12 protein-coding genes are annotated in these 15,427 nt (G+C 66.3%); 3 read left to right on the plus strand and 9 right to left on the minus strand.

What is annotated here, in order from left to right; translation table 11 throughout:
* The first annotated feature begins 57 nt into the window (after positions 1–57).
* Entirely contained in the window at positions 58–750 is a 693-nt protein-coding gene (locus ACZ46K_RS04665) for a hypothetical protein (RefSeq protein WP_054805903.1), read from the plus strand.
* An 83-nt stretch (positions 751–833) separates the two neighbouring features.
* On the opposite strand, the gene ACZ46K_RS04670 is transcribed toward ACZ46K_RS04665, so the two are convergent.
* The 4 genes from ACZ46K_RS04670 to ACZ46K_RS04685 all read right to left on the minus strand — a co-directional run bounded on the left by ACZ46K_RS04670 (position 834) and on the right by ACZ46K_RS04685 (position 4,876).
* A complete protein-coding gene (locus ACZ46K_RS04670; RefSeq protein ID WP_054805904.1) occupies positions 834–2,012 on the minus strand; it encodes an N-acetylmuramoyl-L-alanine amidase in 1,179 nt (392 codons plus the stop codon).
* A 122-nt stretch (positions 2,013–2,134) separates the two neighbouring features.
* Positions 2,135–2,458, minus strand: coding sequence for a thioredoxin (trxA, locus tag ACZ46K_RS04675; protein WP_054805905.1), 324 nt, complete (start codon positions 2,456–2,458; stop codon positions 2,135–2,137).
* A 55-nt stretch (positions 2,459–2,513) separates the two neighbouring features.
* Complete coding sequence (trxB, locus tag ACZ46K_RS04680) at positions 2,514–3,479, minus strand: thioredoxin-disulfide reductase (RefSeq protein WP_054809980.1); 966 nt, start codon at positions 3,477–3,479, stop codon at positions 2,514–2,516.
* Positions 3,480–3,676: 197 nt separating this feature from the next.
* Positions 3,677–4,876, minus strand: a complete 1,200-nt coding sequence (locus ACZ46K_RS04685; RefSeq protein ID WP_054805906.1) for an NADH:flavin oxidoreductase — start codon at positions 4,874–4,876, stop codon at positions 3,677–3,679.
* Between the two features lie 100 nt (positions 4,877–4,976).
* Here ACZ46K_RS04685 and ACZ46K_RS04690 point away from each other — a divergent pair, with 100 nt between their 5' ends.
* Entirely contained in the window at positions 4,977–5,534 is a 558-nt protein-coding gene (locus tag ACZ46K_RS04690) for a TetR/AcrR family transcriptional regulator (RefSeq protein ID WP_054809981.1), read from the plus strand.
* Positions 5,535–5,544: 10 nt separating this feature from the next.
* Here the strand turns inward: ACZ46K_RS04690 and ACZ46K_RS04695 are convergent, their stop codons facing one another.
* The 5 genes from ACZ46K_RS04695 to ACZ46K_RS04715 all read right to left on the minus strand — a co-directional run bounded on the left by ACZ46K_RS04695 (position 5,545) and on the right by ACZ46K_RS04715 (position 13,859).
* Positions 5,545–6,267 carry a hypothetical protein gene (locus tag ACZ46K_RS04695; protein ID WP_464746914.1) on the minus strand — a complete coding sequence of 241 codons (723 nt, stop codon included), beginning with the start codon at positions 6,265–6,267 and terminating at the stop codon, positions 5,545–5,547.
* Positions 6,268–6,321: 54 nt separating this feature from the next.
* Entirely contained in the window at positions 6,322–6,870 is a 549-nt protein-coding gene (sigM, locus tag ACZ46K_RS04700) for an RNA polymerase sigma factor SigM (RefSeq protein WP_054805909.1), read from the minus strand.
* A 103-nt stretch (positions 6,871–6,973) separates the two neighbouring features.
* Positions 6,974–10,876 carry a murein biosynthesis integral membrane protein MurJ gene (gene murJ, locus ACZ46K_RS04705; protein WP_464746916.1) on the minus strand — a complete coding sequence of 1,301 codons (3,903 nt, stop codon included), beginning with the start codon at positions 10,874–10,876 and terminating at the stop codon, positions 6,974–6,976.
* Positions 10,873–13,257 carry a DUF6049 family protein gene (locus ACZ46K_RS04710; protein WP_464746918.1) on the minus strand — a complete coding sequence of 795 codons (2,385 nt, stop codon included), beginning with the start codon at positions 13,255–13,257 and terminating at the stop codon, positions 10,873–10,875. Before ACZ46K_RS04710 ends, murJ begins: the two co-directional genes overlap by 4 nt.
* Positions 13,254–13,859 (minus strand): NUDIX domain-containing protein, encoded by a 606-nt coding sequence (locus ACZ46K_RS04715; protein WP_054806286.1) that lies wholly within the window; start codon positions 13,857–13,859, stop codon positions 13,254–13,256. Before ACZ46K_RS04715 ends, ACZ46K_RS04710 begins: the two co-directional genes overlap by 4 nt.
* Before the next feature lie 70 nt (positions 13,860–13,929).
* Between ACZ46K_RS04715 and ACZ46K_RS04720 the strand changes: the two genes are divergently transcribed.
* Complete coding sequence (locus ACZ46K_RS04720; RefSeq protein WP_464746919.1) at positions 13,930–15,411, plus strand: CCA tRNA nucleotidyltransferase; 1,482 nt, start codon at positions 13,930–13,932, stop codon at positions 15,409–15,411.
* Positions 15,412–15,427 lie beyond the last annotated feature (16 nt).

Below are 15,427 nucleotides of genomic sequence, written 5' to 3' on the forward strand. Positions count from 1 at the left end.
GACTCCCCGCCGGAGCAGGACGACTGTCTAGACCAGAGGTGGAGGCGAAGGAATCTCGTGTCGACACGAGTCACGCCGCTCTCGTTGAGCGGTATCGATCGGTTGCCGAGACACTCCCGACGGTGTGTGTTCTGGGAAATGGACCCCGACACCGTTGACGAGGCACGTGAATTCGCGGACCCCGAGTTCGAGAAGGAAGCCTGGCTGTCGACGGTCATGTTGCAGTGGGGGTCGTGCGCGCAGATCGCGACCGTCGACGAGAAGGTTTCCGCGTGCGCGTTCTACGCCCCACCCAGCATGGTGCCCCGGGCGCAGTTGTTTCCCACCTCGCCGGTGAGTGCCGACGCGATCCTCCTTACGGCCATGCGGATCGAACCGCACGCAGAGGGGTTCGATGTGGGCGCCGACCTCATTCGTGCCGTCGTGGACGATCTCGTCCGACGGAATGTGCGTGCGCTCGAAGCGTTCGGGATCAGAGCGGATTCCGAGGCGGATGTGGTCGGTGACACTCCCTCCGCGACGGCGGCCAACGCGTGCTCCCCTCACGAGTGCATGATCTCCGCCGATTTCCTCGAGGACATGGGGTTCGACGTGGTCGCACCACACCACCGGTACCCGCGGCTGCGGCTCGAGCTCGACCGCGACCACGGGTGGAAGGAAGAGGTCGAAGCAGCGTTGGATCGGCTGATCGAGGCAGCGTCGATCACTGTCGAAGATTTCGCCGGCCGGACCACGGTGGGAGTGCAGTAGCCCTACCTCCCGCAGTAGGACAGAAGAACAGAAGAACGGGCTCCCTCGCCGCCGAGGGAGCCCGTTCTTCTGTGGAGTGTGGTTCAGCGAGTCTCGGTGATCGACAGCTCTTCGGCGAGAAGCTCGGCGAAAGTGTACGTCCCGGTCGGTTGGTCGTCCTGACCGAGCAGGTACAGACGCTTGACGGCGATGAGTACAGCTTCGGCGATCGTGTCGCGGTGACGGGGGTCGGCGAGCACCATGGCGTCGTGCGCGTTGGTGAGGTAACCGAGATCGATCTGGATCGTCGGCATGTTCGTCAGACGCAGCAGATCCCAGGTCCGTCCGTGGCTGCGGCAGTCCTGGAGAGGTGTGCGCGCGACGATCTCGCGCTGGATGTACCCGGTGAGCACCTGACCGATCATCGATTCGGAGCCGTGCGAATTGCCGTAGTGGAAGCTGGCGATACCGCTTGCCGAGAGATTCGAACTCGCATCACAGCGCAGCGAGATCATCAGGTCGGCGCCGAACGCGTTGGAGGTACCGGCGCGCTCGATGTCGGTGGGGTTGGCGTGGTACGGCCGCGACAGGAAAGTTTCCATGCCGGTGGCAGCCATGCGTCCTTCGAGCCGGCGGGCGAGATCCCACAGGATGTCGGCCTCGGAGATGGTGCCGTGCGGACTGCGGAGGATGATGCCGTGATGATTGCCACCGAGACCCGGATCGATCACGATCCGCTTACCGCTGAGTTGCGGACCGGACCGCCGGACGATCTCTTCTTCACTGATGGCATGCGGCGAACCGCCGGACACGCGGGTGCCGAGGAGTTCGAGTGCCCGCAGGGTCTCGGGTCCGCAGATTCCGTCGGGTGCGAGACCGATCTCCTTCTGGAAGGAGCTGAGTCCGGCGTGGGTTCGGGGACCGAAATATCCGTCGACCCGGTCCACATAGAACCCGAGATCCTGCAGACGAGTCTGCAGTGCCGCCACGTCGTCGCCGTACAGGGGTGCGGACAATTGATAGATCAGGGTGCGGGCACCGAGACGGTACGACGCTTCCTTGAGCGACCGATACGTTGCCGCGCCGACTATGCCGTCGACGAGCAGACCACGCTGTTGCTGGAAGGCACGCACGGCACCGTCGAGTTCTTGATCGAAGACGACGTCGGAACCGATCCACTCGTCGCCGGCGTCTGATCCTCCGTGGAGAAACCCTAATCCGGCCAGTGTGTTCCGGATTTCTGCGACAGCAGGACCGTGGTCGCCGTGACGAAGAGGGCGCATGTGTCGGGGGCCTTTCCGTGCTGACCGGAGCGCCCAGCACACGCGGGGCAGCATCGAACGGAATTGTCTCAGATGCGCCCGAGGTCGATGCTCACGGGCGCGCGGTCGATCCTGGGACGTTACTACAGGACCTCGTCGAGCTCCCGGAGCAACGCCGCCTTACCCTTCGCGCCGACGATCGTCTTCACGGGCTTGCCACCGGAGAACAGGATCATGGTGGGAATGGACATCACCTGATAGTCGCGAGCCGACGACGGGTTGGCGTCGATATCGAGCTTGGCGATGGTCAGCTTCTCGCCGTGCTCACCCGCAATCTCCTCGAGAACCGGGGCAACCATCTTGCAGGGACCGCACCACGTCGCCCAGAAATCGACGAGCACAGGCTTGTCGGCCTGCAGTACGTCTTCGACGAACGACGAGTCGGTGATGTTGACGGTGTTGGTCATGTTGTTCTCCTGCGCAATGGTGGGTGGGGTCGAGAGGGGACGTCAGTGGTGGCGATCAGGCTTGGACAGCGACCGGTACGGACGCCTCGCGGTTGGCGACGAGCCAACGCTCCGCGTCGATGGAGGCGGAGCAACCCGTACCCGCGGCGGTGATCGCCTGGCGGTACGTGTGGTCGACGAGGTCGCCCGCAGCGAAGACGCCGGGGACGGATGTCGCGGTGCCGGGAGCGGAGACCTGCACGTAGCCTTCGTCGTCGAGAGCGACCTGTCCGGCGACAAGCGAGCTCCGCGGATCGTGGCCGACGGCGACGAACAGACCGGTCACGGCGAGGTCGCTGCGCGCGCCCGTCACCGTGTCCTCGATGACGAGGTTGGTGACGCTGTTCTCACCCTGGACCTCGGCGACGGCGGCGTTGGTGAGGAAACGGATCTTCTCGTTCGCGCGTGCACGCTCGAGCATGATCTTCGACGCGCGGAACTCCTCGCGACGGTGGATGAGCGTGACGCTGCGTGCGAAGCGGGTGAGGAACGTGGCCTCTTCCATCGCAGAGTCGCCGCCACCGACGACGGCGATGTCCTGATCGCGGAAGAAGAAGCCGTCGCATGTGGCGCACGCGGAGACACCGCGGCCGAGGAGTTTCTCCTCCCCCGGTACGCCGAGGTAGCGCGGCTCTGCGCCCATCGCGAGGATGACGGCGCGGGCGCTGTATGTTTCGCCGTTCGCGACGACGGTCTTGATCGGGCCTGTCAGGTCCATTTCCTCGACGTCCTCGGTGCGGATGTCGGCACCGAATCGCAGAGCCTGTTCACGCATCTGGTCCATCAGCTCGGGGCCCATGATGCCCTCGCGGAAGCCCGGGAAGTTCTCGACCTCGGTGGTGGTCATGAGCTCGCCACCGAATTGGGTTCCTTCGAACACGAGCGGGGAGAGTTCGGCACGGGCCGCGTAGATCGACGCGGTGTATCCGGCCGGTCCCGAGCCGACGATGATGAGGTCGTGGATCGTGGGCGAAGTCGTCATGCGAGCCTTCCGGGGTCGTGTGCTGGGGTGGGGACGCAGTCAGCGGCCACAGTCGTCCGTGCAGGTGAGGGCACGAACGAGCTTCAAGTATCAACACCAGGGTAAACGGTGTTGTTCCCTACTCGCCGTGCCTCACGCCACAGTCGGTGCGGAGGACCCCGGAGGCGATCCGGAAGTGTTCGATCAGGTGGTGGGTGTCAGACGGTTGTCGGGACGTCCTGCAGCGTTCTGCGGATGACACAGTGGGTGCCGGTGTAGATGGTCGGCATGCACTTGTTGCAGTGGATGCACAGTCCCTCGCGCGCGGTGGCATTGCGGAACTTGTTGACGACATCCGGATCGCGCAACAGTGCCCTGCCCATCGCGACGAACTCGAATCCTTCGTCGAGCGCGGTCTCCATCGTGTCGAGACGGTTGATGCCGCCGAGCAGGATCAGCGGCAGCGACAGTTCCGAGCGGAATTGTCGGGCCATCGGCAGGAAGAAGGCCTCCTCGAACGGAAGTTTCGGAAAGATCTTCGGACCGTAGAACTTCAGTCCCCACCCGACGATCTTGGCCTGTGACGCGACGAATTCCTTCATCGGGACGTCGCCGCGGAAGAAGTACATGCCGTTCAGCAGTGAGCTGCCGCCCGTGAGCTGCATTGCGTCGATGTGACCGTCGGCTTCGATGAGCTGTGCCATCGGCAGTGACTCGTCGAGCCACAATCCCTGAGGGACCCCGTCGGTCATGTTGAACTTCGCGATCACAGCGATCTTGTCCCCCACCGCGCGTCGCACGGCCTCGAGCACCCGGCGCGGATATGCCGTGCGGTTGGCGATGCTCCCGCCGTAACGATCCTTGCGCTTGTTGAGGTTCGGGCTCATGAAGGAGCTCAGAAGATAGTTGTGTCCGAGGTGGACCTCGACGGCGTCGAATCCGGCGTCGACCGCGTGACGGGCCGCAGAGGTGTAGGACTCGACGATCTCGTCGAGTTGCTCGAGGGATGCGCCGCGGACGAGACCCATGGCCGGTGCGCTGATGCGTGTCGACGGTGCGATCGTGCTCATGCCATTCGATATCTGGTTGGCGACGAGGCCGGCGTGACCGATCTGGGCGGACGCAAGCGCTCCCTCGGCGTGCACGGCATCGGTGAGACGTCGCAGGCCGGGAACGGATGCGCTGTCGAGAACGAGGGTGTCGCGGTGGACGCGGCCGCTTTCGGACACCGAGCAGTAGGCGACGGTTGTCAAGGCTGTTCCGCCGCGCGCGACTTCGGCGTGGAATTCGACGAGTTCGTCGCTGACGGCTCCGCGAGGCATGACGCCTTCGAACGTGGCGGCCTTGATGATTCGGTTGCGGAGGGTGAGCGGTCCGAGCCGGGCAGGCTCGAAGACGGTGGGTCGCGGCGAAGTCATGCCCCTACTTTCGATGCCAGTGGTACCGTAATTAGAATCTGACTATAGCGCGCGTGGCACCACTGACGCCATGATCCGTCCGAAGAGAAATACAGGCTGCATGTCCGATGTTGTTCCCGGGCGCCCCCGCGACCCCCGAATCGATGCCGAAGTTCTGGCCGCTGCCCGCGAGATGCTCATCGAGGTCGGTTGGGACGGACTGAGCATGCGCGCGCTTGCCGTGCGGGCAGGCGTCGGCCGAGCAACCCTGACGCGTCGCTGGCCCACCAAAGCGCACCTGGTCCTCCACGCGCTACTCGGATCTGCGCCCGACCTCGGGCCGTACACGGGGATCGATCGCCGCGGCTGGATCGAATGGGTCGTCACCGGCAGTGTGGAGCTCTTTTCACGCCCTGAGGTGCGTTCTGCCCTACCGGGCCTGCTTGCCGCACTACGCGACCATGATGACCTCCGGAACACGCTGTGGCGCACGTTCAGCGGGCCGAGCACGGCCCTGTTCGCCGGCGAGACCGATCACGACTCCGAAATCGATGCGCGTGCGATCCTGGTCATGGCTGCCGGCTCGGCACTCTTCGCGGGGCTCATCGCCGCAGAGGACGACACCCCGGAACTACGCGCGAGGATCCTCGAGTTGCTGCTCCCGGCGGCCGAAGACTGACCGAGCAACATCACCCCAGCACTTCGACCTGGATCGTCGCAGGATCGTCCGCGCCGCACCGAGTACCCACCACGAGCGCCGTGATCTGCGGTGCCTTCGGTCCGCCGAGGAGGATCGCGACGGCATCGGAGTCGCCCACTCGGATCTCGCGTGACCCGAGAATCGGACTGTCCGGGTCGACTCCGTTCGCCGACAGGCAGTCTCGCAATCGTTCTTCTTCCGACAGTGGTCCGAGGCCGGTGGAACCGACGATTTGCCTCAGAGATGCAGGGGTGAGCGAATTCTCGCCCGAAGAGGAATCATCCTGCGACGGCGAGGCACCGGATGCGAGCGGCGGTCCGACGGTGTCGTCGGCGGCACCGATGCCGCGGAAGACCAGAGCGAACACGACCGCGAAGGCCGCCGCGGCCCCGATACCCGTCACCGCAAGGATCCGTCGGTCGCGGAGTGGCCCCCCACGGCGCCGTTCGGAACTCTGGGTCGCGAGTCGGTGCAGCGTCGAATCGAGACGTACCGCCACATCGGGCGGTATCGGTTCGGCAGTGGGTTCCTCCCCCCACGTGCGTAGTCGTGCCTGCACGGCGTCGAGCCGGTCGATCACAGCCATGGCGTGGTGGTCCTGCCGCACGAGCGGCCACAGTCTCTCGGCGAGCTCGTCGTCCAATGCCCCCGCGTGGAGATCAGCGAGTAGATCGTCGGAGTACGGCGGACGTGGAAACTCGTCCTCGTTCATGCGCGATTCTCCTCGGCGACTCGGGTGCCCTCACCAGAGTAGGACGTACGCGGCTCACGATCGGTTCCCCCCGAATCGAAGGTCGTCGAGAACGAAGGCCAGTTTCTTTCGGCCGCGCGCGCATCGGCTCTTGATCGTGCCCTCGGGGACACCGAGTCGGCGGGCTGCTTCCTTCACCGAACAACCCTCGACATCGACGGCCACCACTGCGGCACGTTGATCGGGCGGGAGCGCGAACAACGCGGCCTCGACATCGAGGGTGATCTCGAGATCGGAGATCCGATCGCGTTCGTCGCGGATCTGCTCGACGTCATCGGGATAGCGGGCAGCGATCGGACGTACTCGATTGCGGCGGATGCGATCCAGGCACGCGTTGACGACGATGGAGTGCAGCCAGCTGAGCACTGCGGCATCTTTTCGATACGTGGCGGCCATCCGGTGGGCCGAGAGCATCGCGTCCTGCAGGGCGTCTGCTGCGTCCTCGTCCGAATAGCTCGTGCGCTTGGCCACGTGCCACAGGTGGTCGCGATGTCGCGTCACCAACGTTCCGAACGCGTCCCGGTCCCCTCCGACATGCGCTGACAGCAACTCCGCATCCGACATCTCACCGATGTCGGGCACAGCGATTTTTGCGATCCCCCCGAAAATTCGCACGCGCGGATGGTATCCGATTTGCCGGATGTTTCCCCTGCAGTGCGCGAGGACCTTACTTCTCGGCGGTGAAGGTGACCTCGGAGATCGTGCTCTTGTGGCTGCCGCCGCTGGTGCTCAGATCGGTGATCCACAGCAGCACATGAGATGTGCCCCCATCGGCTTCGACCGGAATCTCTGTCTCTCCCGAACCCAGTGTGGCAGAACCGATCACCTGTGTCTGATCAAGAGAAGACTGAGCCGACGGCGCACTACGCACTTCGACGACCGTGCCGGGCGAATCGGTGGTGACGGTCACCGACGACAACGTGGCGGTATCGGCGAGTGTGACCAGTAGGCCGACACCGTTCTTCAACGACGGGAACGGATCGAAGTAGGCGTCGGTGCTCCACTCGGTGCTCGGATCGCCGTCGATGGCCTGTGACGCGGTCGCCGGGGAATCAGGGGTGCCCTGCGGAGAGAACACCTCGACCGATGTCGCAGCGACCGGGCCGGCGGCAACGGGAGCCGCGGACTCGCCCGCGCCTTCGTTGCTGCCCGGTGTCACCGGAGCCTCGGCCGTCGGGGTGAGCCCGAATTCCTGGCTGGTCAAGGGCGCGTCGCTGGAATCGCCGGCAAGAAGATTGGTGATCCACCAGCCGATCAACGCGAGGATGATCACGGTGACGACGCCGAGGCCGACGAGTGCCATGAGCATCCGCTCGGAATGCTTCTTCTTCTGCGCCAGCGCTTCCGGATCGGCGAGGGCATGGTTCTCGATGGCAGGCGTTCGTTGTCCGAGCCGCAACGCGGGAATCATGTCGGTCTTCTGATCGACCACCGATGCCTGGTCGAGGATGTGCTGCACCGTCGCCGCCGTACGAATACCGCCGTCGGTGGACAACGCACGCACCGCGACCGCAGAGATCTCGAATGGAACGTCAGGGCGGATAGCGCGAGGCTCGACCGGAACACCGTCCGGACCGTGCTCGGCGATCGGCATTCCACCGACCGTGCCGCCACTGCGCGCCCGAGCAGCCTTCGGGGCCCCCGGGATACCGGGTTCGTCGATCGGCCAGCGACCGGTGATCAACCCGTACAGAGTTGCGCCGAGGCCGTGGACGTCGGAGATCGCGTCGGCGTCGGAGAACGTGGCCGGGAACGCGAGCACCGCGTCGCCCGCGACACTGATGCGGATTCGATCGGGATGGTCGATCGACAACGCGCTGCCACCTCGGTGGGCGGCCTCCGCAGCCGCGGCGAGTGCCCGCACGGCACGAGCCGCCCCGATCGGTGACGGGTCGGTGGTCGACATTTCCTTCAGCGACCGGCCCGGTGTCCACTCGGCGACCACGATGCCGCCCGAGCTTCCGCGCACGACGTCGAGAACACGCGCGAGACCCGGCGAGTTGATGCGTCCGAGTCGCAGCGAGCGTGACAGCACGGCCTGCGGAGAGTCGGGTCCGGTCGCGTCGGAGGCTCGCTGGTCGGCGTCGACGAATGTCAGCGCCACTTCACGGTCGAGCTTGACGTCGAGCGCCTGCCAGAACCGCAGTCCGCGTGCCCCTCCGTGAGGTGCGAGCAGCCGATAGCGACCTCCCGCGACCGATGCGCCCGCGATGAGTTCTGGTCCGCGCATCGTGCGACGAGGTGCGTTGCCCGACACGCGGACGGGCGGCAACTGCGGCGAACCGATCGGGATGACGCCCGTGTCGGTGTGGGTATCGCGCCGTGGGGCGGCATCGGGGTTCCGTGCCCCGGGTGCGGATGTACGGTTCGCTGCGCCCGTCGAGCCGGCGGTATCCTTCGCTCCTTCGGCCGCGGAGCCGGTGTCGTTCCGGTTCGCTGAATCGAGCGCGGACTTGCCGGCAGCGTGGTCGTCGCTCACCCTTACTCCTTCGTTGTCGACTCGTCCGCCCTCTGTACGGAGTCGGGGATCGCCGGGAGCCACGAAGTATCGCGGTCCACGCCGCCCGGGTCGAATCTGTTGACCAGGGTACGGGAGTTGCGCCCGGCCATCGACGGGACGGGGCAACTCCCGAATCGCAGGAATGACCTCTGTGATCGCGTCGTACGGACCGACTCCGTACTCCCCGTAGTCGATACGCGGGAGCACAACGGTGCGCTCCACGTCGGTTTCGGGGTAGTCGTAGCGTCGAGGGGCAGGGAGCGGTCCGGTCGGCGGAGGCGTCGTCGTCGGATCGGTTCCGGCACCGGCGGATCCCGGCGTGTCGTCCGCCGGGTCGCCGCGCCGCGCACCCAGCTTGCGCCGGATCATGGCTTCGATCGAGAGGATCTCCGGAACCTTCAGCAGCCACATTCCGACGAGGGCGACCAGGACCATGAGCACCCCGGTGATCCCGACCCGCACGAAAGAACCGAGACCGTCGAACCGCTCACTCAGCGCGTCGAGCTGCAGTAACTTGTCGGCGAGCAACACCACCACCGCAGCGGCAGCCGACGAGAACACCACATGCCAGACCGTCCGACCGACATTCGCCATCTGCAGGTCGCCGAGCGTGCGATGCAGCAGGAATCCGCCGATGAACGCGCCGACCGTGAAAGCCACACCTGTCGCGACACCGAGGAGCACGACGACCTGACTGCCGTCGCTCGCGATAACGGGCGCCAACGCCGACAACCCGATCTTGACAGCGGTGATGCCCAGGATGATCCACGTGGGTGTCCACGCCTGCTCTCTCGCGTAGAACACCCGGAGGTGGATCAGCACGAGCGAATACGGGATGAGTGTGAACGCAGACCAGCTCACCGCGCGACCGAGCAGTTCGGCGTTGCCGCTGCCGAAGTTTCCGTAGCCGTACAGGGCGGCGCCGATCTGCGGACCGGCGATCGTGAGGAAAGTGACGATCGGAATCAGCGAGACCATCGTCAGACGTGTCGCGACGGAAAGATCGTCGACGACGGCGGGCGTGTCGCCGTCGGCGGCGTTACGGCTCAATCGCGGCATGATCGCGGTGAGCACGGTGACGCCCAGCACGCCGTATGGCAGCTGCAGGAGCAGCCACGCATTGTTGTAGATGGCCGGGCCGGCTTCGTCTGCCCCCGACGACACATGTGTCGCGAAAACCATGCCGGCCTGGCTGATCAGCACGTACAGGATGATGGCGCCGGCCATCCCGCCGAATTGGCGGAGTCGGTCGTCGAGGCCCCACAGGGGCTTGAGGTTGATGCTTTCCCGCCGCAGCGCGGGGACGAGGCACAGAGCCTGGGTGATCACGCCGAGGAGCACACCGATCCCGAGGACCAGCAGTTTCGGGTCGCTCATCCGTACCGGGTCGAGGGTGATCTCGCCGGGCATCAGGTAGTACAGGACGAGCACGCAGAGCACGACGACGTTGTTGCATACCGGCGCCCACGCGCCGGGCTTGAACACCTGCCGGGTGTTGAGGACGCCCGTGAACAGGCCCGACATGCCGTAGAAGACGATCGCCGGCAACAACAGATAGGACAGTGCCGTCGTCAGCGACGTCGAGACCTTCCCGGAGTCGTCGAGGAAGACGTGTGTCGTCAGGAGCGGGGCCGCCGCGACGGCGAGCACCGTCGCTGTGCCGAGGAGTACCAGCGCGGCGGTGAACAACCGCCGGATGAAGGCCTCACCGCCGTCGGGGTCCTCCCGTTCGGCGCGGACGAGGACCGGCACCACGATCGAAGTGAGCACGGCACCGAGCACGAGCTCGGAGATCATGTTCGGGATCTGGTGCGCAACCGTGAACGAGCTCGCAACTCCCGCGCCGAGCAGGGTGAGGATGAGCAGCTGCTTGAGGAAGCCCGTGATGCGGCTGATCAGGGTGGCGATCGCGATCGACCCGGTCGCCGCGAGCAGGCTCTGGGGCTTACGCGACCGAGCCGACCCGGTGATGTCCGGGGACGTCGTCGGCCCCTGAGGCCTCGTCGGTCCGTGGGGCTCACTGTGGCCGGTGGTGCCCCCGGTGCCGGTGCGGGTGGGGTTCCCGGTCATTGCTCTCCGTATCCTTCATCCGCCGGATCCGGCTCTCCCCGGAACCGGTGCAGAAGTCGCCGCCCCGCCAGGAACAACAGGAGTGCTCCCGCACAGCCCGTGACGATGGCGAGGATCTGGCCGTACGCATTGGAACGTACCGTGACCTGCGTGGGGTTGCCGAGTGGGAGACCGGACTCGGTCGTGAGTGCGAACTCGACCTCGATTTTCCTCGAGTCGCTGATCTCGGCCGGCACCGTGAGTGTGCGGCTACCCCTCGGCGGAAGCTGGGTGGGTCCGATGTCGGTGATGTCCATTGCGTCGGGCACGTCCACACGCAGCCGGACGGTGATGCCCACGGGGAGATCGTTGCGGGCCACGAACAGCAGTGGACTCTGTTCCGAGGTGAGGGTGAAGACCCCGCCCGGTGCGAGCACCGTGACCGAGTCGAACATCCGATCGACGGCTTCACGGGCTTCCGTCGCCCGCTGTTCGGCCTCTGCAACGGCCCTGTCCGGATCGGTGCCGCGGCGCCCCGCCAGCGTCATCGAGCGCAGCAGGTCGTTCCGCAGCGGCGCGGTGTATGCGCTCGGGGTCAGCTGGGCCTGTGGATCTTCGACGAAGGCGTCCTCGAGCCCGTCGAGTCGAGGCATCTGCACCGACGCCTCGTGCGCCACCGACGCGGGTGCACCGTCGGTGATCGCCTGCTCCGGATACGTCAGCAGCGACGCGACCGGGTCGCTGCCGGTCGCGGTGGCGGCGGCGATCATCTCCTGGAACGGTTGCGCCGTCGCAAGCCCCGATCTCATCAGCGTCGACACCATGGACAGGACTCGAGCAGCATCGCCGGCGGATGCCGACCACACCTGCGGCGGCGCGAGCACCACCGAATGTGGTCCGGCCGGCGGTACCGACTCCGACGACGAATCCAGCGCGGGCCAGGCGATGGCGCCGAGCGCGTCCTGGAGCCGGGCAGTCGTCGAATCGTCGGTGAGGGTGTAGCGCGACGACTCGGGCACGTACGACGGAGTCTGCGGTTCGTCGCCCATCGCAGCCAGTGCGGCACCCGCGGCGCTGTCGAACAGACCGGCCGTCAGGCCGCTCACACCGCTGATGCGGACACCCGCCGCACCGGGGTCCGCCTGCTGCACGGCGTCGTCGGCGAGCAGTGCGGTCACCGGCCCGTTCGCGGCGATCATCGTGCCGGCCTTCTCGGTGAGCACGCCGGAGTCGGGCCAGACCACCGAGCGAACGGAGGCGATGCCGAGGGTCGAATCGATGATCTCGGCGGGTGAATCGAGGGCGGATTCGATCAGTGCTGCGTTGCCGGTCTCAGCGAGCGCCGTCAGATCGACCTGGGCATACGGCACTGCGGTCGTGCACATCCGCGCGGACAGCGCCCGCATCCGTTCGAGCCACGCGATCGCCGCGTCGGTGCCGGCGCCGGGCTCTGCGTCGCCGGTCGGGTCGGCGGGGTCGGTGACCACCAGATAGTCGCGGGTCATGTTCGCGACCGTGACCAGCAGATCCGGGTCGATCGCGAGACACATTGCGTCCGAGACCTGCTCCTCGTTCGCCACGGCGTCTTCCGCGACACCGAGCAGACCGTCGAGACGACCACCCTCGGCGAGGGAGGTCGCAAGATCGTCGTCGACGAGGCGGACCGGATCGGTCGCCGACCCGGGCACCCCCGCCGCGATCCGGGGGCGGTCGGCGAGCGGCCACAGCACGGTCGTCGGGACCGGAGACGACCCCTCAGGCGGTACCGCGGGGAAATCCTTTCCTGCGGCACCGGCGGACGTCTCCCCGAGCGAGGTCGGCCCGCTCGTGGTCTCGTCGGTGTCGGTGACCTCGTCGGCGGCGGGCACCCCGAGGACGGGGAGTAGGAACCTGGCGTCATCGAGGCGCGCCTGACCGCCGTACTCGGGGGCACCGTTGACGTTGACGAGCAACGGGTACACACCGGGAACAGTGATGTTCAGGGACGGCACGAGATCCGAGCGCAGCGGCAGTTCGAGCGTGAAGTCCTCCGTGTCCCCCTGACCGAGACGGTCGCTGACCACCTCGAACTCCCCGACCGTGTCGTACCCGGACTGGTCCAGCGTCAACGCGCTGCGTAGGGTCTCCGAATCCGCGACGGCCTGCGCACGCTGCAGACGCACCCACACGTCTTCGACGTCGCGGTCGCCGATGTTGGTGACAGTGCCGGTCACGGACACGAACGGGTCGCTGGTCAGCGACACCGCAGATGGGGTGACCTCGGCGATGTCGATCCGGAGGAACTGCGGTTCGTCGGCCGTCTGTGCAGCTGCGGAGCCGGGAATCGGCCCACCCAGAGCTACGAGGACAAGCGCGAACACAGCCAGGACCACGGCGCCGGTCCGAGAGAACACCACCGTCATCCGAGTGCGGCCCCCGGATCGTCGACATCCTCGAGCCACGTGGGGTCGATGTCTGCGATGAGTTGATCGGCGATGTCGGCGAGTTTGCGTTCGTCTGCGTAGGCGAGCCGCGACCGCAATTCGGTCAGCGGTACCCAGGCCACCTCGGTGACCTCGATGTCGGCGTCGGAGAGCTCACCGCCGAGGTATCGGAGGAGATAGTGGTGGACGGTCTTGTGGACGCGGCGTCCTTCGGTCACGAACCAGTAGTCGATGCTGCCGAGCTCGGTGAGGACCTTGCTGCGCACCCCGGTTTCCTCGTGGACCTCGCGCATCGCGGTCTGTTCCGCCGTCTCGCCCTTCTCGATGTGGCCCTTGGGCAGCGACCACAGCAGACGGCCGCGGCGGTCGGTGCGACCGATCAGTGCAGCGCACAGTTTGTCGGGGGGGCCGCCGAGACCGTCGACGACGAGACCTCCCGCAGATGTTTCCCGAACGGTGCGCATCCGGGGGTGCGGCGTCGCAGCCGAGGCAGCTGCACCTCCTCGCACCGGTGATTTGCCGCCCGAACCGCGCCGCCGCGGATTGCGGCGGTTGCGGTTGGCACGTTCTGCGGGCGACACCTGATCGATAGTAGTTGTAACGGCCACCGTGCCGGTTCAACCACACGTCGGTGCCTGTCCGACCACGAGCATGGGCAGCTCGGTAAAGTTCGAAGGCGTGAACTCTCCCACTACGGACGCCGAGCGCCGCGCCCGATTGCTCGCCGGCGCCGACTCGACGCTGCGCGCACTGTCGGATGTCCTGGCTCCGCTCGGGGCGCGATTCGCCGAGGCCGGGTACGAGCTGTACCTGGTGGGTGGCAGTGTCCGCGACGCCGTGCTGGGGAGATTGGGCACCGATCTCGATTTCACGACCGACGCCCGCCCCGAGCTCGTGCAGGAACTTCTTCGCGGATGGGCCGACCACCAGTGGGACACCGGCATCGACTTCGGCACGGTGAGCGCGTCGAAGGGCCACGAACAGATCGAGATCACGACGTTCCGCAGCGATGCGTACGACCGCATCACGCGCCATCCGATCGTCGAATACGGCACCCGGCTCGAGGACGATCTGGTGCGCCGCGACTTCACCGTCAACGCGATGGCCGTCCGGATCGGCCCCGACGGCGCGGGCGAGTTCGTCGATCCCCTCGGTGGGATGGACGCGCTGGTCGCGGGGGTGCTCGATACCCCGGCGCGGCCCGAGGATTCCTTCCATGACGACCCGCTGCGGATGCTGCGTGCCGCGCGGTTCGTGTCGCAGCTGGGGTTCACGCTCACCGAGCGTGTGCGTACGGCGATCGTGCAGATGGCCGACGAGATCTTGCGGATCAGCGCCGAACGCGTCCAGGCCGAACTCGACAAGCTGATTCTCGGCACATACCCGATCGAGGGCATCGACATCATGGTCGAGACGGGACTCGCGCAGCGCGTGCTTCCGGAGATCCCGGCGATGAAACTCGAGATCGACGAACACCACCAGCACAAGGACGTGTACTGGCATTCGCTCACGGTCCTCGAGCAGGCGATCGATCTCGAGGACGACGACCCCGATCTGGTGTTGCGCTGGGCGGCGCTCCTGCACGACATCGGTAAGCCCGGCACCAAACGCAACGAGGAGGGTGGCGGCGTGAGCTTCCACCATCACGAGGTGGTCGGCGCGAAGCTCGTCCGCAAGCGGTTGCGGGCACTGAAGTACTCCAAGCAGATGATCGAGGACATCGGTCAGCTCGTGTTCCTCCACCTGCGGTTCCACGGGTACGGCAAGGGCCAGTGGACGGACTCGGCGGTGCGCCGGTACGTGCACGATGCCGGGCATCTCCTTCCCCGGCTCCACAAGCTCGTGCGCGCCGACTGCACCACCCGCAACAAGCGCCGCGCCGCGTCGTTGCAGGCCACGTACGACGATCTCGAGCAGCGCATCGCGGTGATCGCCGAGCAGGAGGACCTCGCACGGGTCCGGCCGGACCTCGACGGCAACGCGATCATGGAATTGCTCGGAATTCCTGCAGGCCCGCAGGTCGGGAAGGCATGGAAGTTCCTCACGGACCTGCGCCTCGATCGCGGCCCGCTCGAGCGGGCCGAGGCCGAGGCCGAACTCCTGAAGTGGTGGGACCAGCAGCCGAAGGCATGAGTGTTTCTGTCTCCTC

The organism is Rhodococcus sp. JCM 9793, from assembly GCF_055380405.1.

Excerpts from the sequence above, each read along its gene's own strand:
- ACZ46K_RS04695 (WP_464746914.1), bottom strand. The coding sequence starts at position 6,267 with ATGAACGAGGACGAGTTTCCACGTCCGCCGTACTCCGACGATCTACTC.
- ACZ46K_RS04710 (WP_464746918.1), bottom strand. The coding sequence starts at position 13,257 with ATGACGGTGGTGTTCTCTCGGACCGGCGCCGTGGTCCTGGCTGTGTTC.
- sigM (WP_054805909.1), bottom strand. The coding sequence starts at position 6,870 with ATGTCGGATGCGGAGTTGCTGTCAGCGCATGTCGGAGGGGACCGGGAC.
- ACZ46K_RS04690 (WP_054809981.1), top strand. The coding sequence starts at position 4,977 with ATGTCCGATGTTGTTCCCGGGCGCCCCCGCGACCCCCGAATCGATGCC.
- murJ (WP_464746916.1), bottom strand. The coding sequence starts at position 10,876 with ATGACCGGGAACCCCACCCGCACCGGCACCGGGGGCACCACCGGCCAC.
- trxA (WP_054805905.1), bottom strand. The coding sequence starts at position 2,458 with ATGACCAACACCGTCAACATCACCGACTCGTCGTTCGTCGAAGACGTA.
- ACZ46K_RS04670 (WP_054805904.1), bottom strand. The coding sequence starts at position 2,012 with ATGCGCCCTCTTCGTCACGGCGACCACGGTCCTGCTGTCGCAGAAATC.
- ACZ46K_RS04685 (WP_054805906.1), bottom strand. The coding sequence starts at position 4,876 with ATGACTTCGCCGCGACCCACCGTCTTCGAGCCTGCCCGGCTCGGACCG.
- ACZ46K_RS04720 (WP_464746919.1), top strand. The coding sequence starts at position 13,930 with ATGGGCAGCTCGGTAAAGTTCGAAGGCGTGAACTCTCCCACTACGGAC.
- trxB (WP_054809980.1), bottom strand. The coding sequence starts at position 3,479 with ATGACGACTTCGCCCACGATCCACGACCTCATCATCGTCGGCTCGGGA.